Below are 24,723 nucleotides of genomic sequence, written 5' to 3' on the forward strand. Positions count from 1 at the left end.
CAATAAATGTCGAGTCACGAAACTCACGAAAGCTATTACGTCCCGGCCCAGAGCAAGTGGCCGATCATTGCCACCCTGGGCATGCTGTTCTCGGTGTACGGCGTAGGCACCTGGTTCAACGACATGAAGGCCGATCGCGCCGATTCCAACGGCCCGCTGATCTTCTTTATCGGCGGCCTGTTTCTCGCCTATATGCTGTTCGGCTGGTTTGGCAATGTGATCAAGGAAAGCCGCTCCGGCATGTACAGCCCGCAGATGGACCGCTCGTTCCGCTGGGGCATGAGCTGGTTTATTTTCTCCGAGGTGATGTTCTTTGCCGCCTTCTTCGGCGTGCTGTTTTACGTGCGTACCTGGGCTGGTCCCTGGCTCGGCGGTGAGGGCGACAAAGGGGTGAGCAATATGCTCTGGCCGGGCTTCGAATACACCTGGCCGCTGCTCAATACGCCTGACCCGAAACTCTATCCGGCGCCGAGTGGCACCATCAGCGCTTGGGGTTTGCCGCTGATCAACACCATTCTGCTGGTCACTTCCAGTTTTACCCTGACCTTCGCCCACCACGCGCTGCGCAAGAACCACCGCAAGCCGCTGACCCTGTGGCTGGCTCTAACGGTGATTCTCGGCATCGCCTTTCTGGTGCTGCAGGTCGAGGAATATATCCACGCCTACACCGAACTGGGGCTGACCCTGGGTTCGGGCATCTACGGCGCGACTTTCTTTATGCTCACCGGCTTCCACGGCGCCCACGTAACCCTGGGCGCGCTGATGCTGAGCATTATGTTGATTCGGGTTATTCGCGGCCATTTCAGCCCCGAGCAGCACTTCGGCTTCGAAGCGGCGGCCTGGTATTGGCACTTTGTCGATGTGGTGTGGATTGGTTTGTTCGTCTTCGTTTATGTGCTGTGACGAGCCTTACCAGGTGACATGCGAGACCAGTTGGCCACTGTAGAAACCCCAGGCAATAAGGGCGACGGTCAAGGCAGTGAGGCTCACGCGTACTGTCAGCGCGTTGACCACACGGGAGGTTCTACCTTCGTCCTTGACCAGAAAGAACAGGCCACTGAATAGGCTGACCAGAGTAGCCAGTAGTAACAGGACGATCGCGGCTTTGAGCATGCGTGACTCCCAAGCGGAACTTCGGGGGAAGGGAAATGCGCTTCAGCTGCAGTATAGCCAGCTTGTTCAGGGCTTTAGGAAGGTTGCTATGAGCGCCTTCCGTCCTGGCTGGCTGCCCAGCGTACTGGTGCTGCTGCTATTTCCGTGCCTGGTCGCTCTAGGCTTCTGGCAGCTGTCGCGGGCCGAAGAAAAGCGCGAGCTGTTGGCTGCGCATCAAGCCCAGCAACTGGCCGCACCGATCAGCATTGATGAGCTGGAGCGCCAGCCCAATCCGGCTTACCAGCGCGTACAGTTGCAGGGTTTCTTCGACGCGCGGCATACCTTGCTGCTCGACAACCGCACCCGCGACGGTAAGGTTGGCGTGGAAGTGCTGCAACCCTTCTATGACCAAACCAGCGGCCTGTGGCTGTTGCTCAATCGCGGCTGGCTGCCCTGGCCGGATCGGCGCATCAGCCCAACCTTCGCCACCCCGGATACACCGCTGCGTCTGCAGGCCACGGTGTATGTGCCGCTGGGCGAAGCGTTTCAGCTGCAGGATGCGCAACCGACTGCAGGCTGGCCGCAGGTGATCAGTGAGGTCAAGCCGGACGACCTCTGGCAGCAACTGGGGCGTGGTGGCCTGAGCTATGAGGTGCGCCTCGAGCCTGGCCCCGCCTCATTTCAAAGCGATTGGCCGGTTATCGCCATGAGCCCCGACAAACATCTCGGTTATGCCGTGCAATGGTTCGCCCTGGCCGCGGCCTTGCTCTGCCTGTTTATCTATTTAGGTCTATCTAACGCGCGGGAGACTCGCCATGAACCCAGCCATCGCCCTGCCTGAAGTGTCGCCCAGCCAGCGTCGCCGTGGGCGGCTGCAGCTGATCCTGATTCTGGCCGTGGTTATCGGCCCGATGATTCTCGCCAGCGCCATGTATCAGTGGCGTTTCTGGGTGCCGGAAACCCGCAGCTATCACGGTGAGCTGATCGGCACCGGGCAGACCCGCGCCGACCTCGGTGTGGTCGGTGCCGATGAGCAGCGCTGGCAACTGTTGGTGACCGTGCCGGATGTCTGTGATGCCGCCTGCAAGGAGTTGGTGTTCCTCTCCCGCCAGGTGCATATCGGTCTAAACCGTGATGTCGGCCGCGCTGCCCATGGCTTGGCAACTGCCCAGCCCATCGTCGGCGACTATGACGCCCAGCTACGCCGCGAATACCCGCAGCTGACCCGCTATCAGCTGCAGCTGGATGCTTACGGCAAAACCGCCGGCTCCGCCTCCGGCGCGCAGCTGTGGATCGTTGATCCACACGGCAATCTGGTGCTGCGTTATGACGCCACCAGCAAGGGCAAGGCGATTCTCAACGACCTGCGGCACCTGTTGAAAATCTCGCAAATTGGTTAATGCTGCCCACGGCTAAGGACTGATGATGAGCAAGCCTGGTTACCGTTTTGCCCTGTTCGCCACGCTGTTGGCGGTCGTGGTGGTGCTGCTCGGTGCCTATACCCGCTTGACCCACGCCGGCCTCGGTTGCCCGGACTGGCCGGGCTGCTACGGCTTTATCGGCGTGCCGATGAGCGAGCATAAACAGACCCTGGCCGAGGCGCGTTTCCCCGAAGCGCCGGTCGAAGTCGCCAAGGGCTGGTACGAGATGATCCACCGCTATTTTGCCGGCGCCCTGGGCTTGGTGATTCTCGGTCTGGCGGTACAGGCGCTGCGCCGCCGTGGCGAAGTAGATCAGCCACTCAAACTGCCCCTGTTTTTGCTGGGCTTGGTGACGCTGCAAGCAGCCTTCGGCATGTGGACGGTGACCCTGAAACTCTGGCCGCAAGTCGTTACCGCGCACCTGCTCGGTGGTTTCGCCACCCTTAGCCTGTTGTTTCTTCTAACGCTACGTCTATCCGGTAAGGCGGCCGCCTTGGCCAATCTTCCCGCACGACTGCGCAGCCTGGCGGCGCTTGGTTTGCTGCTGGTTGTCGGGCAGATCGCCCTCGGTGGCTGGGTCAGCAGCAACTATGCGGCGGTCGCCTGCGTCGATCTGCCGACCTGTCACGGCGAATGGTGGCCAGCGATGGACTTCGCCAATGGCTTTCACCTGACCCAGCATATCGGCCCTAATTATCTCGGTGGCCAGCTCGACAGCGACGCGCGCACCGCCATTCATATGACCCACCGCATTGGCGCGCTGCTGGTGACCCTGGTGCTGCTGCTGTTGGCCTGGCAACTCAAACGCCATGGCCTGGCGCGGTTGGCCGGGTTGCTGGTGCTGGCGCTGACTGTGCAGATCAGCCTGGGCATCAGCAACGTGGTGTTTCACCTGCCGTTGCTGGTGGCGGTGGCGCACAACCTCGGCGGCGCGGCGCTGCTGCTGACCCTGGTACTGATCAATTACCGGTTGCGCAGCACTGCACGGCTGGCATCCCCCGCTACAGATACGCCCGTCGGCTTCACTGCGCTGCCCGGCAAATAAGCAGAACAATCGAGGAGAGACCTTATGGCTACTCTAGTGCGCGAACAGCAAGCCCACGCCACGTGGCGCGATTATCTGGAGCTGACCAAACCCCGCGTGGTGGTGCTGATGCTGATCACCTCCTTGGTCGGCATGTTTCTCGCCACCCGCGCAGGTGTCGCTTGGCCGGTTCTTATTTTCGGCAACCTGGGTATCGGCCTGTGCGCGGGGGCTGCGGCAGCGGTTAACCATGTGGTCGATCGGCGTATCGATTCGATTATGGCGCGCACCCACAAGCGGCCAGTTACGGCCGGGCGTTTGTCGCCGACTGCGGCGCTGGGCTTTGCCCTGCTGCTGGCGGTGGCCGGGATGGTCCTGCTGCTGACCTTCACCAACGAGCTGGCCGCCTGGCTGACCCTGGCCTCCTTGCTCGGTTACGCGGTGCTCTACACCGGCTTTCTCAAGCGCGCCACGCCGCAGAACATTGTCATCGGCGGCCTGGCCGGTGCTGCGCCGCCGTTGCTCGGCTGGGTCGCGGTTACCGGGCATATCAGCGCCGAACCGCTGCTGCTGGTGCTGATCATTTTCGCCTGGACGCCGCCGCATTTCTGGGCCCTGGCCATCCACCGCAAGGAGGAATATGCCAAGGCCGATATCCCCATGCTGCCGGTGACCCACGGCGAGCACTACACCAAGGTGCATATCCTGCTGTACACCCTGGTGATGTTTGCCGTGACCCTGCTGCCTTATGCCATCCATATGAGCGGGCTGCTCTATCTCGCCTGCGCCGTGGTGTTGGGCGGGCGCTTTCTGTACTGGGCGGTGGTGCTGTACCGTGACAGCAAACCGCATGCGGCGATCAGCACCTTCAAGTACAGCATCTGGTATCTTTTCGCGCTGTTTATCGCCCTGCTGATCGACCACTATCTGCTGTTAAACCTGTAATCGTTGGTGCCATGACCCGAACCCAGATCACCGTTTTTGTTCTCGTTGCCATCGTCGCCCTGGTGCTGGGCCTGACCGTCAACAAGGTGCTGACCAGCAAGGGCCAGGGTGATCCCACCGTTCTGCTCGATGCCGGCATCGTCCTGCTGCCACAAAGTCGCAGCCTGCCGGAGCTAAGCCTGACCAATCAGGATGGGCAGACCGTGGCGGTTGATCAGCTCAAGGACCAGTGGAGCCTGCTGTTCTTCGGTTACACCTTCTGCCCGGACATTTGCCCGGCCACCCTCGCCCAGCTGCGCCAGCTGCAGGGCCAGCTACCGCCGGAAACCCTGGCCAAGCTGCGCATCGTGCTGGTCACGGTGGATCCGCATCGCGACACCCCGGAGCAGTTGAAGAAATACCTGGAGTATTTCGATGCCGGTTTTATCGGCCTGACCGGCGAAGAGGCGATCATCCAGAAGCTGGCCAACGGTGTCAGCATTCCGTTTATCCCTGCCGATACCAGCAAGGAAAACTACACCGTCGATCACAGCGGCAACCTGGTGCTGATCGGCCCGGACGGCAAGCAGCGTGGCTTTATCCGCGCGCCGATCAACAATACCAAGCTGGCTGCGCAGCTGCCCAGCCTACTCGATCGCCCATAGCCAACTATTTGGCGAATAGCTGGCTGATGTCCTTGAACGCCTTGAACTCCAGGGCGTTGCCGCACGGGTCGAGCAGGAACAACGTGGCTTGCTCGCCAACCTGGCCGGCGAAGCGCACATAGGGCTCGATCACAAATGGCGTGCCCTTGGCCTGTAGTCGCGCCGCCAGTACCTGCCAATCCTCCCAGCCCAGCACCACACCGAAATGCGGCACCGGTACGTTGTGGCCGTCCACCGGGTTGCTGTGCGCGGCTTCCTGATAGGCCATCTTCGGCGCCTGGTGGATCACCAGCTGGTGGCCGAAGAAGTCGAAATCCACCCAGTGGTCGCTACTACGGCCCTCGGCACAGCCGAACACTTCGCCGTAGAAGTGCCGTGCAGCTGCCAGGTCGTAAACGGGAATTGCCAGGTGAAAGGGTGCGAGCGCCATGCTGGAGTTCCTTGAAAGGGAGGTCTGCTGATTCTCAGCAACAGCGATTCTGATTAAAAGCGAATATCCTTGTTCGCAAGCACAAACAAAATTGATCAGTCGAGGCGTCGATGCTGCGCGAATTGAAAACCTTTGTGGCGGTGGCGCGGCATGGCACCTTCGCGGCGGCGGGTCAGCAGGTTGGCCTGACTCAGTCGGCGGTGAGCGCGCAGATGCGTGTGCTGGAGCAGGGGCTGGGCGTCCGCCTGTTCGAGCGCAGTGGACGCTCGGCGGTGCTCAATGCGGCCGGTCGGCATGCCTTGCCGCTGGCGGAGCAGATGCTTGGGCTCTATGCGCAGATGGCCCTGCCGACCAGCGCGGCCGAGTGGCAGGGCGAGCTCAAGGTCGGCGCGATTGCCACGTTGCAGACGGGGCTGCTGCCCGAAGCCCTGCCGCGTTTCCGCGCGGCCGCCCCACGCGTCGAGCTGAAGCTGGTGCCGGGCGTATCGCTGAATCTGCTGAGCCAGATCGATGCCGGCGAACTGGACCTGGCGCTGCTGATCAAGCCGCCGTTCGAGCTACCCAAAGAGCTGTTGCAGATCAGCTTGGCGCGCGAGCCGTTTGTGCTGATCACCCCGCTCGGCGTAACGGCGGATGATCCGTTGCAGATCCTTGCCGAGCAGCCGTTCGTGCGTTACGACCGACGCTCGTTTGGCGGGCGACGGGTCAACCAGTTCCTCCGCGAGCAGCGTCTGGTGGTGCAGGAAGCGCTGGAACTGGATGAGCTGGAGGCCATCGTACGGATGGTCGAGTGCGGCCTCGGTGTGTCGCTGGTTCCGCGTGCCGGTCTGTGGCTGCAGCGGCCGACGCAGTTGCGGGTGATCGAGCTGGGCGAGCTGACCTTTCACCGCGAGTTGGTGGCGATATTGCGCCGCGCTCAGCGTCAGCCGGCTCTGGACTGCCTGCTGGAGTGCTTGCGCGAGGCGGCCCTAAACGACAAACCCCGCACGAGGCGGGGTTTGGCAGAGGGTGCAGATAACGCGGCGTCTTAGAACGCCGGAACTACGGCGCCCTGGTACTTCTCAGCGATAAAGACTTTCACTTCAGCGCTGTTCAGCGCCTTGGCCAGTTTCTGCAGGGCGGCGTTGTCCTTGTTGTCGGCACGCGCAACCAGGATGTTGACGTACGGCGAGTCGTTACCTTCGATGATCAGCGCATCCTTGGTCGGGTTGAGCTTGGCTTCCAGGGCGTAGTTGGTGTTGATCAGCGCCAGGTCGACCTGGGTCAGCACGCGCGGCAGGGTGGCCGCTTCCAGTTCACGCACCTTGATGGTTTTCGGGTTCTCGACGATGTCTTTTGGCGTGGCGAGGATGCCGGCTTCCGGCTTCAGGGTAATCACCCCGGCCTTTTGCAGCAGCAACAGGGCGCGGCCGCCGTTGGTGGCGTCGTTAGGGATGACCACGTTGGCGCCTTGCGGCAGGTCGGCCAGGGTTTTGTGTTGGCTGGAGTAGGCGCCGAATGGCTCGACGTGTACGCCGGCTACGCTGACCAGCTCGGTGCCACGGCTCTTGTTGAATTCATCCAGGTACGGCTGATGCTGGAAGAAATTGGCATCCAGGCGCTTCTCGGCAACTTGCACGTTCGGCTGCACGTAGTCAGTGAATACCTTGATGTTCAGCTCAACGCCTTCTTTGGCCAGGGCCGGCTTAACGAACTCGAGGATTTCCGCGTGCGGTACGGCAGTGGCCGCGACGCTCAGGCTTTCGGCCTGGGCGGAGAAGGCTGCCAGGGCAGCGAATGCAGCGATCAGTTTTTTCATCGTAAAGCTCCTTGTGGGATGTGTGCGGAGTCCGGCAGGTAACCGGTATTCCGCTATTTTGTGTGCCCCGTGGGGCACCTTATTTTCTGGAAAAGTGCACCACCAGCTTGTCGCCGACGGTTTGTAGAATCTGTACCAGCACCAGCAGCAGGATCACCGTCACCGCCATCACGTCCGGCTGATAACGCTGATAGCCATAACGCACGGCCAGGTCGCCGAGGCCTCCGCCGCCAATCAGGCCGCTCATGGCGGTGTAGGACACCAAGGTGATCGCCGTTACGGTGATGGCCGCGATAATGCCGGGCAGCGCCTCGGGCAGCAGCGCGTTGACCACGATCTGCCGGGTGGTCGCGCCCATGGCCTGGGTCGCTTCGATAATGCCGCGGTCGACTTCACGCAGCGCGGTTTCCACCAGCCGCGCGAAGAACGGCGTGGCCCCGACTACCAGCGGCGGGATGGCCCCGGCGACGCCCAGCGAGGTGCCGGTGACGATTACCGTGAAGGGGATCATCACGATCAGCAGGATCACGAACGGCACCGAACGCAGAATGTTCACCAGCAGCGACAGAAAACCGTAGAAGGCCTTCTGTTCGAACATCTGCCGTGGGCTGGTGAGAAACAGCAGCACACCCAGCGGTAGGCCGAGCAGCACAGTAAACAGCATGGAGCCGCCGAGCATGCTCAGGGTGTCCAGGCTGGCGTAGCCTATCTCCGCCCAATCAACGTTGGGTAGCAGGCGAGTCAGTAAGGCTTCCATTAGCGCAGCACCTCCAGATGAACGTCGGCGGCTTCGAAACGCGCCAGCGCGGCGTCGAGATCACCGCCGGTCAGGGCCAGGGTCAGCTGGCCGTAGGGGGTGTCCTTGATGCGGTCGATACGCCCCGCGAGGATGCTGTAATCCACTCCGGTTTCGCGGGCCACGGTGCCCAGCAGCGGCGCGTAGGTGGCCTCGCCCTGGAAGGTCAGGCGCAGGATGCGCCCGGCGACATGGGCAAAATCGTCACGCTGTTCGTTCTCGTCGATCTGCTCGGCTTCCTGCACGAAGCGTTTGGTGGTGGCGTGCTGCGGATGCAGAAACACTTCGGCCACCGGGCCGGATTCGACGATAACGCCGGCATCCATGACGGCAACGCGGTCGCAGACGCGGCGGATCACGTCCATCTCGTGGGTGATCAACACGATGGTCAGGTTCAGCTCGCGGTTGATCTCGGCCAGCAGCTGCAACACTGAGGCGGTGGTCTGCGGGTCGAGGGCGCTGGTGGCTTCGTCGCACAGCAGAATTTTCGGTTCGGTGGCCAGGGCGCGGGCAATGCCGACGCGTTGTTTCTGTCCACCGGAGAGCTGCGCCGGGTACTTGTTGGCGTGATCCTGCAGGCCGACCCGCGCCAGCAACTCGGCAACGCGGGCATTGATCGCGCTGCGCGGCAACTCGCCGGCCAGTTTCAGCGGCAGAGCGACGTTGTCGGCAACGGTCTTGGAATACAGCAGATTGAAGTGCTGGAAGATCATCCCGACCTGTTGGCGGAAACGCCGCAGGCCTGTGGCATCGAGCGCGGTGACGTCTTCACCGTCGATCTCGATGCGCCCGCCGGAGGGCTGTTCCAGGCGGTTGATCAGACGCAGCAGGGTGCTTTTGCCGGCGCCGGAGTGACCGATGATGCCGAACACTTCGCCCCGGGCAATCTGCAGATCGCTCGGTTGCAACGCGGGGATGTCCTGACCACCGACGCGATACGCCTTGTGGACCTGGTGAAAATTGATCACGGGATAAACCTTTTGGGTTTTTCGGGCTGCCGGGTAGGCCGAAACGGCGGCTAGTCTACCCGGCGCTGTTTAGGTCGCAAAAATCTTTGTAGACCTATGGTTATAGCTAAATTGCATTAGATGGCTGACTGCTATGGGCAGTGTAGCCAGCGCCAATGCAAACGACCGGGCAAGCCCGGTCGTGATCGCAGCGCAACGTGGTTAACGCTGCGGGCTAAGCACCAGCTGCGGCACCTGAGCGGGCTTGATCACCTGGCTTATGCGCGGGCTGAAACTCGGGTCTAGGCGCTTGATCCGCGCATTGAGCAGGGAGGCGACCCAGGGGAAATCCTTGGCCTGGCGTACTTCGATGCGCACCGCGCAATTGAACGCGACCATATCCGCCGCCACACCGTCGAGCAGGCTGCGCAGGCGCTCGTTGTCCTGGTTATCCAGCATCGGCATGCCAATCACGCTGCTGGCGGCGGCGGGGTTGATCAGCCTCGCTTGCGGCTTGGCTGGTGCGGGCTCTTCGGCTGGCGGGGTATTCGGTAGCTGAGTGGCCTGAATCGCGGCGGCCTGCCGTTCGGCCGCCAGGCGCAACTGACGCGCTTGCTCCAGACGGGCGGCTTCGGCCTGGGCAGCCGCTTGCTCGGCGGCACGGCGACGTTGTTCGGCAGCGGCCAGTTCGGCTTCACGGGCCTGGGCGATGGCGCCATCCAGGCCGGTGGTCAGTGCCGGCGCCTGCGGCATCAGGCTGCGAGCGCGGCTCAGGGCTTTGGTGGCGTTATCCAGATCACCGGCCTGCAGGGCTTTCTGGCCCTGTTGCAGATGGGCTTCGGCGAGTTGGCGCTGGTATTGCTCCAGGCGGGTATCGCCGGCGGCGCGTTGCTGCAGGCTGCCAAGCTGGCTCTCGGCGCTGCTCAGGTCGCCGCTGGCCAGGCTCTGATCGAGCTGGCGAAAAGCGCTGACCAGGTCATCCACCGGCAAGTTGGCCGGTTGCTGCGGCGCACTTTGGCAGCCGGCCAGCAGCAGAACCAGGCTCAGGGCAAAACCACGGAAAACGAACGATTTCATGACTGCGCGTCTCGAGTTGTGCAAAAAACGCGCAAGTTTACACTGCGCCGCCTGACACAACCAATTTTTCAGGCGGTGCGTCTGGGAAGGGCAAAACTCAGTAGAAACAATGCTGCGGCGTTGACCACAATGGACGGACCGGCCGGCGTGTCCTGAAACCAAGACAGGCTCAGCCCACCGCATACCGCGACGATGCCCAGTAGGCTGGCGCCGAACGCCATCTGTTCCGGGGTGCGCGCATGGCGTTGGGCGGCAGCGGCGGGAATGATCAGCAGGGAGGTGATCAGCAGCACGCCGACGATCTTCATCGCCACGGCGATCACCACGGCGATCAGCAGCATCAGGCTCAGACGAATTGCCGCCACCGGTAGACCTTCGACCTTGGCCAGCTCTTCATGCACGGTAATCGCGAGCAACGGCCGCCACAGCAGGGCCAGCAGCACCAGCACCAGGGCGCTGCCGCCGATGATCCAGGCGAGATCAGTGGGGCCGACCGCCAGCAGGTCGCCGAATAAATAGCCCATCAGGTCGATGCGTACATCCTGCATAAAGCTCAGCACCACCAGGCCCAGCGACAAGGTGCTGTGGGCGAGGATGCCGAGCAGGGTGTCGGAGGCCAGCGGCTGGCGGCTTTGCAGGGTCACCAGCAATACCGCCAGGAGCACGCAGCCGACGGTCACCGCCAGGGTCGGGCTGACGTCGAGCATCAGGCCGAGTGCCACGCCGAGCAACGCGGCATGCGACAGGGTGTCGCCGAAATAAGCCATGCGCCGCCACACCACAAAGGAACCCAGCGGGCCGGCGACTAACGCCAGGGCGAGGCCGGCGAGCAGGGCGTTGAGCAGAAAATCAGCCATGCTTGCAGCCATCTCCGTGAATATGCGGTTTTACCGGGCCTTTGATGCTCAGGCCCGCAGGTGCCTCGGTAACTACCGCGCCATGCAGATCGTGCTCATGGTCATGGTGGTGGGTGTAGACGGCCAGGCTCTTGGCGTCCTCGCCGAACAGCTCGACAAAGGCCGGATCGAAGCTGACCTGTTCCGGATGGCCGGAACAGCAGACGTGACGGTTGAGGCAGACCACCTGATCAGTGGTGCTCATCACCAGGTGCAGGTCGTGGGAGACCATCAGCACACCGCAACCATGGCGATCGCGCAGCTGGGTGATCAAGCGGTACAACTCAGCCTGGCCGGCAACGTCGACGCCCTGTACCGGCTCATCCAGCACCAACAGTTCTGGCTTGCGCAGCAGGGCACGTGCTAGCAGCACGCGCTGCAGTTCGCCGCCGGAGATGCTTTGCAGCGGGCTGTCGATTACCTGTTCCGCGCCCACTTCGGCCAGCGCTGCTTGCACATCCGTACGGCTGACGCCCGGCACCAGGCGCAGAAAGCGCAGCACCGAGAGCGGCAGGGTGGCATCCACATGCAGCTTCTGCGGCATATAGCCGACGCGCAGTTTGGGCTTGCGCCAGACGCTGCCGCTGTCCGGCTTGAGCAGACCGAGTACAGCGCGCACCAGCGTGGTTTTACCGGCGCCGTTGGGGCCGATCAGGGTGACGATTTCACCCGGCTTTACGCTGAGCTGTACATCCTGCAGCACATTCTGCCCGGCGAAGGTCACACCCACCCCGGCGAGACTGATCAGGGCATCGCTCATGCGGGCTCCTGGCAGCCTGCGCACAGGCCGACCACTTCCACCGTCTGGCTTTCCACGGCAAAGCCGACACCGGCCGCGCTGCTGATAATGGCGTTGCTGATCGTGGCCTGTTCCAGCTCGATGGCCGCATTGCAGCTTCGGCAGATCAGGAACTGGCCCTGGTGGGCGTGTTCCGGGTGGCTGCAGCCGACAAAGGCGTTAAGCGAGGCGATGCGGTGCACCAGGCCGTTTTCCAGCAGGAAATCCAGGGCGCGGTACACCGTCGGCGGCGCGGCGCGGCGGCCGTCTTCGTCGCTCAACACGCCGAGAATGTCGTAGGCGCCCAGCGGTTTGTGGCTGGCCCAGACCAGTTCCAGCACGCGTTTACGCAAGGTGGTCAGGCGCAGCCCCTGGCGCGTGCAGATGCTCTCCGCCTCTGCCAGGGCATGGCTGACGCAATGAGAATGGTCGTGTGGGCGTGAGGCCAGGGGCGCTTGAGTCATGGGCAACGACGAATAAGGTGAGAGACGTTATTATATTACCTGTTCCTTCCCGCTTGAGTGCTCTCCGTGTTGCGTCTTTTTCCGGCTTTTGCCCTGTTGTTTATCACTTTTCCCCTGAGTTTCGGGGTTCACGCCGATGTGCGCGTGCTGACCAGCATCAAGCCGCTGCAGCTGATTGCCGCTGCTGTGCAGGATGGCGTTGGCCAGCCTGATGTACTGCTGCCGCCTGGCGCTTCACCGCACCACTATGCGCTGCGCCCCTCCGATGTGCGCAGCGTGCGCGAAGCCGACCTGCTGTACTGGATCGGCCCGGATCTGGAAAGCTTCCTACCGCGCGTGCTGGCTGGCCGCGATAAGCCGAGTGTGGCGGTGCAGGATGTTCCAGGTATGTCCTTGCGTCATTTTGGCGACAGCGATGCGCAACACGCCGAGCATGAGGATGATCACGCAGATCACGCAGATCACGCAGATCACGCAGATCACGCAGATCACGCAGATCACGCAGATCACGCAGATCACGCGCATGCCGCTGACCAGCATGACCACGCCCACCGCCCCGGCAGCCTGGACGCGCACCTCTGGTTGCTGCCGGCCAATGCCCGGGTGATTGCCGGCAAGATCGCCACCGACCTGGCGCAAGCCGACCCGGCCAATGCCGCGCGTTACCAGGCCAATGCCAAGGCTTTTGGCGCGCGCCTGGATGCTCTGGATCAGCGCCTGAAAAGTCGCCTGAATGGTCTGGCTGGCAAGCCCTACTTCGTTTTCCACGAAGCCTACGACTACTTCGAGGCCGCCTATGGCCTCAAGCACGCGGGGGTATTCAGTGTGCTTGGCGAGGTGCAGCCCGGCGCCCAGCACGTGGCTGCCATGCGCGAACGCTTGCAGCAGGCCGGCCCGAGTTGTGTGTTCAGCGAGCCGCCGTTTCGCCCGCGCCTGGCGCAAACCCTGACCGGCGGCCTGCCGGTCACCCTGGCTGAGTTAGACGCTATGGGCGGCGCTTTGCCAGTGGATACTGGCGGCTACGAAGCCCTGCTGGAAAACATGGCGGGCGAATTGGCCGGGTGTCTCGAAGCGCTGTAATTAGCGCCCTGACTTTAGAAGGCGAACGGTAGCGCCAGCTCGACCTGCTGACGCTGTGCCAGGCGGCGCTGGAATTCTGCCGGGTCGTGGATCAGCACTTCCTGGCCGGCGAAGGATTCGGCAGCGATCAGGCGTGACAGCCAGAAGCGCACACAGGCGATGCGTAGCATGGCCGGCCACAATTCAGCTTCGGCCGCAGTAAACGGTCGCAAACCAGCGTAGGCGCCTAGCAGTGCCTGCGCGCGCTTGCTGTCGAGGCTGCCGTCATCCCGCGAGCACCAGTCGTTCAGGGCAATCGCCAAGTCATAGAGCATCGGCCCCGAACAGGCGTTGTAGAAGTCGATCACCCCGGCCAAGTGGTTACCATCGAACAGCACGTTGTCGCGGAACAGGTCGGCATGCAGGTTGGCCTGCGGCAAGGCGAGGATGCGCGGCTTGAGCGTGTGGATCTCCGCCAGTGCATCACGCAGCAGTGGCACCTGTTCATCAGGCAACTTCAGGGCCAGGCTTGGCCCTTCGGCGAGCATCCAGTCCAGTCCCCGATCACTCTTGCGCGGCAGCGGCTGATTGCGCGTGGCCAGGTGAATGCGCGCCAGCAGCGCACCGACTTCCTGACAGTGATGCGGGTTGGCCTCATGTACATGCTTGCCGGCCAGGCGCGGTTGCAGCAGCGCCGGTTTTGCCGCCAGGCTGCGCAGCGCTTCACCGCTGGTCGTGCGCAGGGCGTAAGGCACGGGCAGCCCCGCGTCGTGCAATACGTCGAGCAACTCGATAAAGAATGGCAAGTCGGCGCTTGGGCCGCGCTCGATCAGGGTCAGAACGAACTCGCCCTGCTCTAGGCTGACGAAGAAATTGCTGTTCTCGCTGCCAGCAGCAATGCCCTGGAAGTCGCGCAAGCGACCCAGGCCATAGGGGGCGAGAAACGCCTCGAGCTCGTGGCGCTCAAGCGGGGTAAACACCGACATTGCAGAACTGCCTTCTTACCAGCTGAAAATTTCCCAGGCCGGAATCAACATATCCGGGCTGTCCGAGCGGACGAAGTTGCCATCGCTGCCATCGGCGCGTACCAAGAAGTACGGTTTGCCGCCTTTAGGGATGACCTTGACCGCGTAGAGAAAACCGTTGACCCGGTATTCATGGATGGTGCGGTCGCCGTCCTGGCGAATGGTTACATCCGGATCGGCCGAAACCGGATCTTCGGCGTGGGCGACTAGGGTGGTGAATGCCAGCAGGCTGGCGAGCAACAGGCGATTGAGTGCGCGCATGATAACCTTGTCCCTTTGATTCCAATGGTGCGGCCATTCTACCGCCGCCCCCGCCGAAAAGGTTGATCCTGCTCATGAGCCAAGCCCCTCTCGTTCTGGTTGACGGTTCGTCTTACCTTTACCGTGCCTTCCACGCCCTGCCGCCGCTGACCACCTCCAAGGGCTTACCCACCGGCGCGGTGAAGGGCGTGCTGAACATGCTCAAGAGCCTGCGCAAGCAGTACCCGAAAAGCCCGTTTGCTGTGGTGTTCGACGCCAAGGGCGGGACCTTCCGCGATGAAATGTTCGCCGAGTACAAGGCCAATCGCCCGTCGATGCCCGATGAGTTGCGCGTCCAGGTCGAGCCGCTGCACGCCAGCGTCAAGGCCATGGGCTACCCGCTGCTGTGTGTCGAGGGCGTTGAGGCCGATGACGTGATCGGCACCCTGGCCCGCCAGTGCGCAGCCGAGGGCCGTGACGTGGTGATCTCCACCGGCGACAAGGACATGGCGCAGCTGGTTTGCCCGCACGTTACGCTGGTCAACACCATGACCGGTAGCGTCTACGACATCGATGGCGTGAAAGCGAAATTCGGTGTCGGTCCTGAGCTGATCATCGACTACCTGGCGCTGATGGGCGATAAGGTCGACAACATTCCCGGCGTGCCGGGCGTGGGCGAGAAGACCGCGCTGGGCCTGCTGGTCGGCGTCGGCGGCGGTCTGGATGTGCTCTACGCCAATCTCGACAAGGTGCCGGAATTGCCGATTCGTGGGGCCAAGACCCTGCCGGCCAAACTCGCCGAGCACAAGGACATGGCCTACCTGTCCTACGCCCTGGCGACAATCAAACTGGATGTGCCGCTGAATATCGCCATCGACTCGCTGCACCCGGGTGAGATGGATGTTCCGGCCCTGATGGAGCTGTACGCCGAGCTGGAATTCAAGACTTGGCGCGATGAGTTGCTGCGCAGCAACCCGGCCCCGGCGGTCAAAGCCCCGGTCGCAGCGCCTGCCGATGACCTGTTTGCTCTGGCGCCCAGAGCCAGTGCTGCTGTCGTTACGCCGGCCAATTCGGCCGCTGATGCACCGACTGCCGAAGTGGTTGTTGCCGAATTGCCCGCCGCGGCAGCGTTGGGCGATTACCAGTGCATCCTCGATCAGGCGCAGTTCGATCAGTGGCTGGAAAAACTGCGCAACGCCGAGCTGATCGCGTTCGACACTGAAACCACCGGCCTGGATGCACAAAAGGCCCAGTTGGTCGGCCTGTCCTTTGCGGTCAAGGCCGGCGAAGCGGCTTATATCCCGGTCGCGCATTCCTATATGGGTGTACCGACTCAGCTCGACCGCGATGCGGTGCTCAAGGCGCTGAAGCCGATTCTCGAAGACCCGAACAAAGCCAAGGTCGGCCAGCACGCCAAGTACGACATCAATATTCTCGCCAATGCCAGCACGCCCATCGAGGTGCAGGGCGTTGCCTTCGACACCATGCTCGAATCCTATGTGCTGGATTCCACTGCCACCCGTCACGATATGGATAGCCTGGCGCTCAAGTACCTGGATCACAGCAATATCCGCTTTGAGGACATCGCCGGCAAAGGCGCCAAGCAGCTGACCTTCGACCAGATTGACCTGGCCCAGGCTTCGCCCTATGCCGCTGAAGATGCCGATGTGACCCTGCGTCTGCACCAGCACCTGTGGAGCAAACTGTCGACCGAGCCGAGCCTGGCCAAGGTGCTGCAGGAAATCGAAATGCCACTGGTGCCGGTGCTGGCGCGTATCGAACGCCAGGGGGCGTTGGTGGATGCCAACCTGCTCGGCCTGCAAAGCAACGAATTGGGCGAAAAGCTGGTGGCCCTGGAGCGTCAGGCCTTCGAAATTGCTGGTGAGGAATTCAACCTGGCGTCACCCAAGCAGCTGGGCGTAATTCTCTACGAGAAACTGGGTTTGCCTGTGCTTAGCAAAACCGCCAAGGGTCAGGCTTCTACGGCTGAAGCGGTGTTGGCCGAACTGGCCGAACAGGACTTCGAGCTGCCCAAGGTGCTGATGCAGTACCGTTCCTTAAGCAAGCTGAAAAGTACCTACACCGACCGTCTGCCAGAGCAGATCAACCCGCGCACCGGGCGTATCCACACCAGTTATCACCAGGCGGTGGCGGCGACCGGACGCTTGTCGTCCACCGACCCGAACCTGCAGAACATCCCGATCCGCACCGCTGAAGGCCGGCGTATTCGCCAGGCCTTTGTCGCGCCGAAGGGCTATAAGCTGCTGGCGGCGGACTATTCGCAGATCGAGCTGCGCATCATGGCCCACCTGGCTAAGGACGAAAGCCTGCTGGATGCCTTCCGCCATGGCCGCGATGTGCACAAGGCCACCGCTGCCGAAGTGTTCGGCGTGCCGTTGGAGGAGGTCACCAGTGATCAGCGCCGCAGCGCCAAGGCGATCAACTTCGGCCTGATCTACGGTATGAGCGCGTTCGGCCTGGCTAAGCAGATCGGCTGCGACCGCAAGCAGGCGCAGGCCTATATCGATGTGTATTTCGCCCGTTACCCCGGCGTGCTGGCTTATATGGAACGTACCCGCGAGCAGGCCTCCGAGCAGGGTTTTGTCGAAACCCTGTTCGGCCGCCGCCTGTACCTGCCGGATATCCACGCGAAGAACCAGGCGCTGCGTAAAGGCGCCGAGCGCACCGCGATCAATGCGCCGATGCAGGGCACGGCGGCGGACATCATCAAGCGCGCCATGGTCACCGTGGACAACTGGCTGAGCGAATCCGGCCTGGACGCCAAAGTCATCCTGCAGGTGCACGACGAACTGGTGTTGGAGGTGCGTGAGGATCTTGTCGCGCAGGTCAGCGAGCAGATCAAGCCGCTGATGGGCAATGCCGCCGCGCTGGATGTTCCGTTGCTGGTGGAAGTAGGTGTGGGCGATAACTGGGATGAAGCCCATTGATTCGCGCGCCGCAATTTGGCTGCAGCGCCCATATGGCGGGTGCTAAAGGCGTATGAGTATCAATACGGGCGCGCTTATAACTAATTAATTACGCCGCGATCCTGAACTTTGCCTCGGCTTAACCACTCAGAGTTTATGAATGGCCTAGACAACCATTCGATGCTCCTTTGTTGTGTTAAGTGTTGGCAGATTCTGGACCCCGCCCTAGCGGTTCGGATGTTGAACCCCGAAACTTCCCTCCCCCATAAGAAGTTTCGGGGTTTTTTTTGCCTGCTATCCGGGGTGGCTGCCCTTCGGCCGTCTGGATCAGGCTTCGGTTTCTTCGTCATCCGGCAGGGCAAACTCGCCCAGTTGCATCCATTGCGCCAGTACTTCCTGAGCGTCTTCGATGCCAATGCGCTTGGGCGCAGAGAACAATTGGATGCTGACGCGATCACCCCAGCCCTTTTGAATATCCTGACGCACTTTGAGCAAGGTGTTCTTCGCTGCACCAAAAGCCAGCTTATCGGCCTTGGTCAGCAGGATATGCATGGGCATTTCGCTGGCAACCGACCAATCCAACATGAGGATATCGAACTCGGTCAGCGGTTTGCGGATGTCCATCATCAGCATCAACCCGCGCAAGCATTCGCGGCTGCCCAGGTAGGCTTCCAAGTGTTTCTGCCAGTGCAGTTTCAACGGGATCGGCACCTTGGCATACCCGTAACCCGGCAAGTCGACCAGGCGGCGCTCTTCGTCAAGTTTGAAGAAGTTGAGCAGCTGGGTGCGCCCCGGCGTCTTCGAGGTGCGTGCCAGGCTGGCGTGGGTCAGGGTGTTCAGCGCGCTGGATTTACCGGCGTTAGAGCGCCCGGCGAAGGCCACTTCATGGCCGAAATCTTCAGGGCACTGGTCGACTTTGGCCGCGCTGATAAGGAAAGTAGCCTGTTGGCACAGACCGATAATGGGGTTCTTGGCTTGCATCTGGGTATCCGTGAGGGCGGGCATAGAGTGGCGTTACAGGCGCGATGCCCTTGCGACATTTGCGCGCAGCCTGCCTGTTGCCGCATAGCGGGCAAGCTGCGTCGTTTCCGTTTCAATGACGCCAGTATATAATGGCGCAGATTTTGTGTGCGCTTTCTCCCGCTTTTGGATAAGTGTTCACGGGAACGATTTAGATCATCTGCCCATAGAAAGCAGTACGTTCCCCTCCCTGATGAGGTTGATCTGATGAAAAAATTGCTGATTGCAGCCAGTGCGTTGATGCTGTCGTTGAGTGCTCAAGCTGCGCAGGACCCGGAAGCCGTCTACGCCCGTGCGTGCGGTGTGTGCCATAGCGGCGCCATCCCAACTGCGCCCAAGCGTGGTGATAAAGCTGCATGGGAGCCGCGTCTGGCCAAGGGCATGGATGCGCTGGTACTGAGCGTCACCAATGGTCTAAATGCCATGCCGCCTCGCGGCCTGTGCATGGATTGCTCGGCCGAGGATTACCAAGCGGTCATCAAACTGATGTCCGAGTAGGCCTGGGCACAAACTCTTTTTCTTAGTCGCAAATTGGATTAGCTGATGAACAAAGTACTCGTGAGTCTGCTGTTGACCCTGGGCCTCACTGGCTTCGCACATGCTGCAGGCAATGCTGAAGCTGGCCAGGGTAAGGTGGTTGTGTGTGGTGCGTGCCATGGTGCCGATGGCAACAGTGCTGCACCGAACTTCCCGAAACTGGCTGGGCAAGGCGAGCGCTACTTGCTCAAGCAGCTGAAGGACATCAAGTCGGGTGCCCGTCCAATTGTGGAAATGACCGGTTTGCTGGATAACCTGAGTGATCAGGACCTGCAGGACATCTCGGCTTACTTTGCTAGCCAGCAAATGAGCGTGGGCGCCGCTGACCCGAAATTGGTCGCGCGGGGCGGCGAGCTGTTCCGAGGTGGCAAATTGGATGAAGGCATGCCGGCCTGCACCGGCTGCCATTCGCCGAATGGTGCTGGCCTGGATGCCGCCGGTTACCCGCAACTGGGTGGTCAGCATGCAACCTATATCGCCAAGCAGCTGACGGATTTCCGCGAAGGCAACCGCACCAATGATGGTGACACCATGATCATGCGTTCCATCGCGGCCAAGCTGAGCAACAAGGATATCGAAGCGGTTTCCAGCTTTATCCAAGGTCTGCATTGATTCGCGAATACTGCGACATGTTGTGATGAAATTAGGGTGGCCCAGGCCACCCTTTTTCATTGTGGGCATCGCTACAATGCACGGAACCCCAGTTTGCTTCGCAGGTCGAACTCCGGTTCGCCATCACGCGCCGTTTATAGCCAAGGAGTAATGCATGCGTAACCTGATCCTCAGTGCCACTCTCGTCACCGCCAGCCTGTTTGGCTTGAGCGCTCATGCCGAGCCAATTGAAGCGGGCAAGCAGTATGTTGAGCTGGGCAATCCAGTACCGGTTGCCAAGCCTGGCAAGATCGAAGTGGTTGAGCTGTTCTGGTACGGCTGTGGCCATTGCTACAAATTTGAAGAAACCATCAACCCATGGATCGATACCCTGCCGGATGACGTCAACTTCGTCCGCATTCCGGCCATGTTCGGTGGCATGTGGAACGTACATGGTCAGATGTTTATCACCCTGGAAGCGATGAAAGCCGAGCACAAGGTGCATGCCGCAGTGTTTGACGCCATCCACGTACAGGGCAAGAAGCTCGCCACCCCGGAAGAAATGGCCGACTTCCTGGCTGCCGAAGGCATCGACAAGGACGCCTTCCTCAAAACCTACAACTCGTTTGGCGTGAAGAGCCAGCTGGAAAAGGCCAAGAAACTCGCTATGGCTTACCAGATCACTGGTGTACCGGTGATGATCGTCAACGGCAAATACCGTTTCGACATCAGCAGTTCGGGCGGCCCGCAGCAAACCCTGCAAGTGGCGGATCATCTGATCGCCAAAGAACGCGCCGCGCAGTAATCGGCGTGCGCGGATAACGCGTAATGCTCAGGCGCTGGCCGGCCAGACGGGCGATTGACCTGTGTGATCCACAGGTCAATCCACGTTGCGCGCCAGCCGACGACTGGCCGCAAAATGGCAGCCTGCGGTTGCTCAGTTTCAACATTCAGGTCGGCATCAGCACCCAGCGTTATCACCACTACCTGACACGCAGCTGGCAGCATTTGTTGCCGCATGCCGGGCGCAGCGGCAATCTGCAACGGATTGGCGATCTGCTTGGTGATTTCGACTTGGTCGCGCTTCAGGAGGTCGATGGCGGCAGCCTGCGCTCGGGCTACGTCAATCAGGTCGAGCACCTCGCGCATCTCGGCGCCTTCCCTTACTGGTACCAGCAACTCAACCGTAACCTTGGCCGTTTCGCGCAGCATAGCAACGGTGTGCTCAGTCGTTTGCGTCCTAGTTTGCTGGAAGACCACCCGCTGCCCGGCCCGCCCGGCCGAGGCGCGATGTTGCTGCGCATCGGTGACGGACCGGACGCGATTGCCGTGGTGATGATGCACCTGTCCCTTGGCGCGCGTACTCGTACCCGTCAGCTGGCTTATATCCGCGAACTGCTCAGTGACTACCGGCACATGGTGCTGATGGGTGATATGAACACCCATGCCAATGATTTGCTGCTGCATTCACCGCTGCGCGACCTTGGCCTGGTTGCTCCGCAGATCGAGGCGACCTTTCCAAGCTGGCGGCCGCAGCGCTGCCTGGACCACATTCTGCTCAGCCCGGATTTACCCCTGGAACGCTGTGAAGTGCTGTCGCAGCCTATTTCCGATCACTTGCCCGTGGCCGTGCAAATTCGTTTGCCCACTTCACTCTATGGGCCGGCAACGCCTATGCTGAGTGAGCCTTAAACGTGGACTGCAACCATGACTGACGATGCCCAGCGCTGGAAAAGCAAGTACCTGGAAAGCCTGGAACAACAAGAAAAGCTAGAACGCCGTTGGGATGCCCGGCTCGATCTGCTACGACGTGGCCTGGTGCGCAGTTCGCTGGCCGCCGAAGGCAGTGACAAGTCGGTTGACCAGTGCATGCAGGAGCTGCGCGACATTCTGCGTCGCGATGATATTGACGCCGGTCTGTCGGGGCTGATTCCTCGGCTGGAAAAAGCCGTGCTGGATTCGGAAAAGCGCCGCCAGGATCGCGTCGAGCAGAACATCTCCGGCGTCACCAGCCTGACCGATCAATTGCTTGCCCTGGAGCCTCCGCGCGAAGTGCGCAAAGCGCTCAAGCAGTTTGCTAAGCGCATTGAAGAGCGTGCCAGCCAACCGCGTGAGCTGCCGGCACTGCTGAGCGAGTTGAGCAGCCTGCAGCAGCAAGCCCTGGCGGCGCTTGATGACGAGGCTACTCAGGCCCGTCCGGGGTTCCTCCAGCGCCTGTTTGGGGGCAAGGATGCTGCACCCGTTAGCCCCGCCGATAGCGAGCCGGCAACCGCTGATGATGCGCCGCCCGTTGCCCCTGCTCCAAACGCTGTCGCACAGCCTGAGCCTCTTGCGCAGGCGGTTGAACCAACGCTGAAGGCGAGCAGTGAAGCGGCTGCGGTTGTGGCGCCGGTCACGCCAAATCCCGCCCCTACGCCATCACCTGCCGCCGTAACGTCCATCGCCGCCGTGACGCCCGTGTCCGCAATGCCAGCCCAGGCCTCCGGGGACCCGGCGTATGCGCTGCCAGAAATTCCCGAGCCGGGTTACAGCGCGGTAGCGCCGCATATTGGCGATAGCCTGATGGGCTTGCTCGATGAGTTGGACTTGCCGGAGCGTCATCGGCCGCAGGGTGAGGTGTTGCGTCAGCGCGTGCAGGGTGGTTTGAACTGGTATGAGCTGGTGTCGGTGCTGGACGATCTGGCTGTGCTGGTCTTGGCCGTTACTGACAGCGGTCAGCGTGAGTTTGCCAGCTACCTCAAGCAGCTCAATGAGCGTCTGGCATCGTTTCTCAGCACCCTCAGCGAGGCTCACGAGGGCTACAGCGAGTCGGCGGAGAGTGCGCGCACGTTCAATCAGGAGCTGCGCGATCAGGTCAGCGGTTTGCAGGCCAGTGTACAGGATGCGGTTGATCTGCCGACGCTCAAGCAATCACTGGAGGCCCGCCTGGATGGCTTACTCAGCACGGTCAGCGAGCACCAGAAGCAACGTGATGGCCACGAAGAGGCCGTGGCGCAGCGGCTGCAAAGCCTGACCCAGAAGGTTGCCGATATGGAGCAGGAAGCGCAGAGCTTCCGTGATCACCTCGAAGAGCAGCGGCAGAAAGCCCTGATCGACCCGCTCACCGGCCTACCCAACCGTGCCGGCTGGAGTGAGCGCCTTGAGCTGGAGATGGCACGCTGGAAACGCTATGGCGGCGAGTTGCTGCTGGCGGTACTGGATATTGACCACTTCAAGCGGATCAACGATGGCTACGGTCATCTGGCGGGCGACAAAGTATTGAAGATCATCGCCGGTGAGTTGGCCAAACGTTTGCGCAAGACAGACTTTATTGCCCGTTTTGGCGGTGAGGAATTTGTTCTGCTGATTCCTTCCACCCCGTTAGAGGGCGGTCACCAGCTGTTGCAAACCCTGCTGGATGGCGTGGAGCAGTGCCCTTTTCACTTTCGGGGAGAGCGCGTGACCATCACCCTGTCGGCCGGTCTGACGGCCTTTGCCAGTGGAGAAGACAGCGACAAGGTCTTCGAGCGGGCCGATCAGGCGCTGTATCGCGCCAAGAGCGGCGGGCGCAATCGCGTTGAACTGAACTGAGCCGATTCAGGCCACTGCGTGCAGGTAAGGCTTCCAGCTCTCCGGAATGCTGTCCAACTGCGGGTAGCCAAGGCTGCGCAGGTGTCCCCCCGCAAGTAAGAAAGGCGTATGGCGCAGCGCTTGCGGCACGTCACGCAGTTCCGGTAGCCAAAGGCTGACGTACTGCGCTTCAGGGTCATATTCACGGGCCTGGCGCAGGGCATTGAAGACACGGTTGTGCCGTGGGTCGTTGCCCACGCCGGCCAGGTAGGCCCAGTTACCCCAGTTGCTGGCCGGGTCGTAATCGATCAGATGCTCTTCAAACCAGGCCGCGCCGTGGCGCCAGTCCTGCTGTAAATCATTGATCAGGTAGCTGGCGACCACCTGACGACCGCGATTGGACATAAAGCCGGTGGCGGCCAGTTCGCGCATATTGGCATCCACCAGCGGCATGCCCGTGCGACCGCGTGACCAGTCCTGAAACCGCTGGTCCAGCTGCTGCGGTGCCCGTTCAGTGGCTTTCAGGCCGCCCGCCTTGAACAGTGTGCTGCCATGGCGAAGCAGGGTCCAGCGGAAGAAGTCGCGCCAGAGCATTTCGACCCATAGCCAGTAGGTCGAATCATTGCGTTTGAACTGCGCTTCATGCCGACGCAGTTCGGCCACCACGCGGCGTGCCGAGAGGCTGCCGTTGGCCAACCAGGGTGAGAATTTTGAGGAGTACTCACTGCCGATCATGCCGTTGCGGGTGTCTTTGTATTGCCGTACCGCCTGGGTTTTCCACAAGTAGTCGCGTAACCGGCCCAGCGCCGCGGGTTCGCCGCCGGCGAATGGGAACGCACTGGCGGCCACGCTGAGCGGTTCGCCGAGGCCCAGCTGCGACAAGGTCGGCAGCGGCTGCATCAACGCCAGCGCACCATCTGGTAGCCCCGGTAAGCGGTCGGGCGCATGGCGCGGTTGGAATACCTGCAGGCGCTCTTCCACTAGGCTGCGGAAACGGCTGAACACATGTGGCAGCTGATCGACACTGAAGGGCAGTTCATCTGGGCGCAACAGATTGTTGGCGGGCGCCTGTTGCAACGTGACATCGCCGAGTTGTCGGGCGACTCGGGCCACCTGGGCACGTTCGTCGGGCGCGATTTCCTCCAGGGTCAGCACTTGATCCAGATTAAACTGGGCTACCAGTTGCGGGATCACCTGCTCCGCCTCGCCGATTACCAGCAGCAGATGTGAGCCGCGTTGGCGCAATTCACCTTCCAGCGCCACCAGGCTTTCCAGCAGAAAGCGCGCACGATGGACGCCCATGCGGCGCATGCCAAACGCGTTGAGTTGCAGCAGTGCCGGGTCCAGCACATACACCGGTAACAGGCATTCAGCCGTTAGGCCCGCCTGTAAGGCGGGGTGGTCATCAAGGCGTAGATCCTGTTTGAACCACAGCAGTGCGCGCATGGTGCTGGCCTCCTAAG

At 61.6% G+C, this 24,723-nt stretch carries 27 protein-coding genes; 14 read left to right on the forward strand and 13 right to left on the reverse strand.

What is annotated here, in order from left to right; genetic code table 11:
• Nucleotides 1-6 precede the first annotated feature (6 nt).
• Nucleotides 7-903: a cytochrome c oxidase subunit 3 gene (locus ALTER154_RS09350; RefSeq protein WP_090254383.1), complete on the forward strand. Its 897-nt coding sequence runs from the start codon at nucleotides 7-9 to the stop codon at nucleotides 901-903.
• A 6-nt stretch (nucleotides 904-909) separates the two neighbouring features.
• On the opposite strand, the gene ALTER154_RS09355 is transcribed toward ALTER154_RS09350, so the two are convergent.
• Nucleotides 910-1,113, reverse strand: a complete 204-nt coding sequence (locus ALTER154_RS09355) for a twin transmembrane helix small protein (protein WP_090254385.1) — start codon at nucleotides 1,111-1,113, stop codon at nucleotides 910-912.
• A gap of 88 nt (nucleotides 1,114-1,201) precedes the next feature.
• Here ALTER154_RS09355 and ALTER154_RS09360 point away from each other — a divergent pair, with 88 nt between their 5' ends.
• Genes ALTER154_RS09360 through ALTER154_RS09380 form a run of 5 tightly spaced genes read left to right on the forward strand, consistent with a single transcriptional unit; the run spans nucleotide 1,202 to nucleotide 5,126 of the window.
• Complete coding sequence (locus tag ALTER154_RS09360) at nucleotides 1,202-1,933, forward strand: SURF1 family protein (protein WP_160086490.1); 732 nt, start codon at nucleotides 1,202-1,204, stop codon at nucleotides 1,931-1,933.
• On the forward strand, nucleotides 1,908-2,492 hold the full coding sequence (locus ALTER154_RS09365) for a hypothetical protein (RefSeq protein ID WP_160086492.1): 585 nt from the start codon (nucleotides 1,908-1,910) through the stop codon (nucleotides 2,490-2,492). Before ALTER154_RS09360 ends, ALTER154_RS09365 begins: the two co-directional genes overlap by 26 nt.
• A gap of 25 nt (nucleotides 2,493-2,517) precedes the next feature.
• Nucleotides 2,518-3,558 carry a heme A synthase gene (locus tag ALTER154_RS09370; RefSeq protein ID WP_160086494.1) on the forward strand — a complete coding sequence of 347 codons (1,041 nt, stop codon included), beginning with the start codon at nucleotides 2,518-2,520 and terminating at the stop codon, nucleotides 3,556-3,558.
• Nucleotides 3,559-3,582: 24 nt separating this feature from the next.
• Complete coding sequence (gene cyoE / locus ALTER154_RS09375; protein WP_160086496.1) at nucleotides 3,583-4,482, forward strand: heme o synthase; 900 nt, start codon at nucleotides 3,583-3,585, stop codon at nucleotides 4,480-4,482.
• Nucleotides 4,483-4,493: 11 nt separating this feature from the next.
• Complete coding sequence (locus tag ALTER154_RS09380; protein WP_160086498.1) at nucleotides 4,494-5,126, forward strand: SCO family protein; 633 nt, start codon at nucleotides 4,494-4,496, stop codon at nucleotides 5,124-5,126.
• Between the two features lie 4 nt (nucleotides 5,127-5,130).
• Here the strand turns inward: ALTER154_RS09380 and ALTER154_RS09385 are convergent, their stop codons facing one another.
• Nucleotides 5,131-5,556 (reverse strand): VOC family protein, encoded by a 426-nt coding sequence (locus ALTER154_RS09385; RefSeq protein WP_160086500.1) that lies wholly within the window; start codon nucleotides 5,554-5,556, stop codon nucleotides 5,131-5,133.
• 110 nt (nucleotides 5,557-5,666) lie between these two features.
• On the opposite strand from ALTER154_RS09385, the gene ALTER154_RS09390 reads away from it, so the two are divergent.
• Entirely contained in the window at nucleotides 5,667-6,587 is a 921-nt protein-coding gene (locus ALTER154_RS09390; RefSeq protein WP_160086502.1) for a LysR substrate-binding domain-containing protein, read from the forward strand.
• Here the strand turns inward: ALTER154_RS09390 and ALTER154_RS09395 are convergent.
• The 7 genes from ALTER154_RS09395 to ALTER154_RS09425 form a co-directional block, all read right to left on the reverse strand.
• Nucleotides 6,584-7,354 (reverse strand): MetQ/NlpA family ABC transporter substrate-binding protein, encoded by a 771-nt coding sequence (locus ALTER154_RS09395; protein WP_160086504.1) that lies wholly within the window; start codon nucleotides 7,352-7,354, stop codon nucleotides 6,584-6,586. The genes ALTER154_RS09390 and ALTER154_RS09395 overlap by 4 nt on opposite strands.
• Nucleotides 7,355-7,433: 79 nt before the next feature.
• Nucleotides 7,434-8,111, reverse strand: a complete 678-nt coding sequence (locus ALTER154_RS09400) for a methionine ABC transporter permease (protein ID WP_090254404.1) — start codon at nucleotides 8,109-8,111, stop codon at nucleotides 7,434-7,436.
• A complete protein-coding gene (locus tag ALTER154_RS09405; RefSeq protein ID WP_160086506.1) occupies nucleotides 8,111-9,118 on the reverse strand; it encodes a methionine ABC transporter ATP-binding protein in 1,008 nt (335 codons plus the stop codon). The genes ALTER154_RS09400 and ALTER154_RS09405 overlap by 1 nt, the downstream gene beginning before the upstream one ends.
• Nucleotides 9,119-9,319: 201 nt before the next feature.
• Entirely contained in the window at nucleotides 9,320-10,174 is an 855-nt protein-coding gene (locus ALTER154_RS09410) for a PA5502 family lipoprotein (RefSeq protein ID WP_090254408.1), read from the reverse strand.
• A gap of 68 nt (nucleotides 10,175-10,242) precedes the next feature.
• Nucleotides 10,243-11,031, reverse strand: a complete 789-nt coding sequence (gene znuB, locus ALTER154_RS09415; RefSeq protein WP_160086508.1) for a zinc ABC transporter permease subunit ZnuB — start codon at nucleotides 11,029-11,031, stop codon at nucleotides 10,243-10,245.
• On the reverse strand, nucleotides 11,024-11,830 hold the full coding sequence (gene znuC, locus ALTER154_RS09420) for a zinc ABC transporter ATP-binding protein ZnuC (protein WP_160086510.1): 807 nt from the start codon (nucleotides 11,828-11,830) through the stop codon (nucleotides 11,024-11,026). Before znuC ends, znuB begins: the two co-directional genes overlap by 8 nt.
• Entirely contained in the window at nucleotides 11,827-12,312 is a 486-nt protein-coding gene (locus tag ALTER154_RS09425; RefSeq protein ID WP_160086512.1) for a Fur family transcriptional regulator, read from the reverse strand. The genes znuC and ALTER154_RS09425 overlap by 4 nt, the downstream gene beginning before the upstream one ends.
• 66 nt (nucleotides 12,313-12,378) lie before the next feature.
• Between ALTER154_RS09425 and znuA the strand changes: the two genes are divergently transcribed.
• Nucleotides 12,379-13,392, forward strand: coding sequence for a zinc ABC transporter substrate-binding protein ZnuA (znuA, locus tag ALTER154_RS09430; protein ID WP_160086514.1), 1,014 nt, complete (start codon nucleotides 12,379-12,381; stop codon nucleotides 13,390-13,392).
• A 14-nt stretch (nucleotides 13,393-13,406) separates the two neighbouring features.
• Here the strand turns inward: znuA and ALTER154_RS09435 are convergent, their stop codons facing one another.
• The gene (locus ALTER154_RS09435; RefSeq protein WP_090254417.1) at nucleotides 13,407-14,357 is read right to left on the reverse strand and encodes a homoserine kinase; all 951 of its coding nucleotides are present in this window, start codon (nucleotides 14,355-14,357) and stop codon (nucleotides 13,407-13,409) included.
• Between the two features lie 15 nt (nucleotides 14,358-14,372).
• Nucleotides 14,373-14,657: a DUF2782 domain-containing protein gene (locus ALTER154_RS09440; protein WP_090254419.1), complete on the reverse strand. Its 285-nt coding sequence runs from the start codon at nucleotides 14,655-14,657 to the stop codon at nucleotides 14,373-14,375.
• Nucleotides 14,658-14,731: 74 nt separating this feature from the next.
• On the opposite strand from ALTER154_RS09440, the gene polA reads away from it, so the two are divergent.
• Nucleotides 14,732-17,584, forward strand: coding sequence for a DNA polymerase I (polA, locus tag ALTER154_RS09445; protein ID WP_160086516.1), 2,853 nt, complete (start codon nucleotides 14,732-14,734; stop codon nucleotides 17,582-17,584).
• Between the two features lie 306 nt (nucleotides 17,585-17,890).
• On the opposite strand, the gene yihA is transcribed toward polA, so the two are convergent.
• Nucleotides 17,891-18,544, reverse strand: coding sequence for a ribosome biogenesis GTP-binding protein YihA/YsxC (gene yihA, locus ALTER154_RS09450; RefSeq protein WP_160086518.1), 654 nt, complete (start codon nucleotides 18,542-18,544; stop codon nucleotides 17,891-17,893).
• Nucleotides 18,545-18,790: 246 nt separating this feature from the next.
• Between yihA and ALTER154_RS09455 the strand changes: the two genes are divergently transcribed.
• The 5 genes from ALTER154_RS09455 to ALTER154_RS09475 all read left to right on the forward strand — a co-directional run bounded on the left by ALTER154_RS09455 (nucleotide 18,791) and on the right by ALTER154_RS09475 (nucleotide 23,281).
• A complete protein-coding gene (locus ALTER154_RS09455; protein WP_090254425.1) occupies nucleotides 18,791-19,081 on the forward strand; it encodes a cytochrome c5 family protein in 291 nt (96 codons plus the stop codon).
• Nucleotides 19,082-19,126: 45 nt separating this feature from the next.
• A complete protein-coding gene (locus ALTER154_RS09460; RefSeq protein WP_160086520.1) occupies nucleotides 19,127-19,732 on the forward strand; it encodes a cytochrome c in 606 nt (201 codons plus the stop codon).
• Between the two features lie 154 nt (nucleotides 19,733-19,886).
• Nucleotides 19,887-20,516, forward strand: coding sequence for a thiol:disulfide interchange protein DsbA/DsbL (locus ALTER154_RS09465; protein ID WP_160086522.1), 630 nt, complete (start codon nucleotides 19,887-19,889; stop codon nucleotides 20,514-20,516).
• Nucleotides 20,517-20,539: 23 nt separating this feature from the next.
• Complete coding sequence (locus ALTER154_RS09470) at nucleotides 20,540-21,403, forward strand: endonuclease/exonuclease/phosphatase family protein (protein ID WP_160086524.1); 864 nt, start codon at nucleotides 20,540-20,542, stop codon at nucleotides 21,401-21,403.
• 15 nt (nucleotides 21,404-21,418) lie between these two features.
• Complete coding sequence (locus ALTER154_RS09475; protein WP_160086526.1) at nucleotides 21,419-23,281, forward strand: GGDEF domain-containing protein; 1,863 nt, start codon at nucleotides 21,419-21,421, stop codon at nucleotides 23,279-23,281.
• Between the two features lie 6 nt (nucleotides 23,282-23,287).
• Here ALTER154_RS09475 and ALTER154_RS09480 read toward each other — a convergent pair whose 3' ends face one another.
• Nucleotides 23,288-24,706, reverse strand: a complete 1,419-nt coding sequence (locus ALTER154_RS09480) for a DASH family cryptochrome (protein WP_160086528.1) — start codon at nucleotides 24,704-24,706, stop codon at nucleotides 23,288-23,290.
• Between the last annotated feature and the right edge of the window lie 17 nt (nucleotides 24,707-24,723).

The sequence above is a fragment of the Pseudomonas sp. 9AZ genome, from assembly GCF_902506525.1.
Lineage (GTDB): Bacteria > Pseudomonadota > Gammaproteobacteria > Pseudomonadales > Pseudomonadaceae > Aquipseudomonas > Aquipseudomonas peli.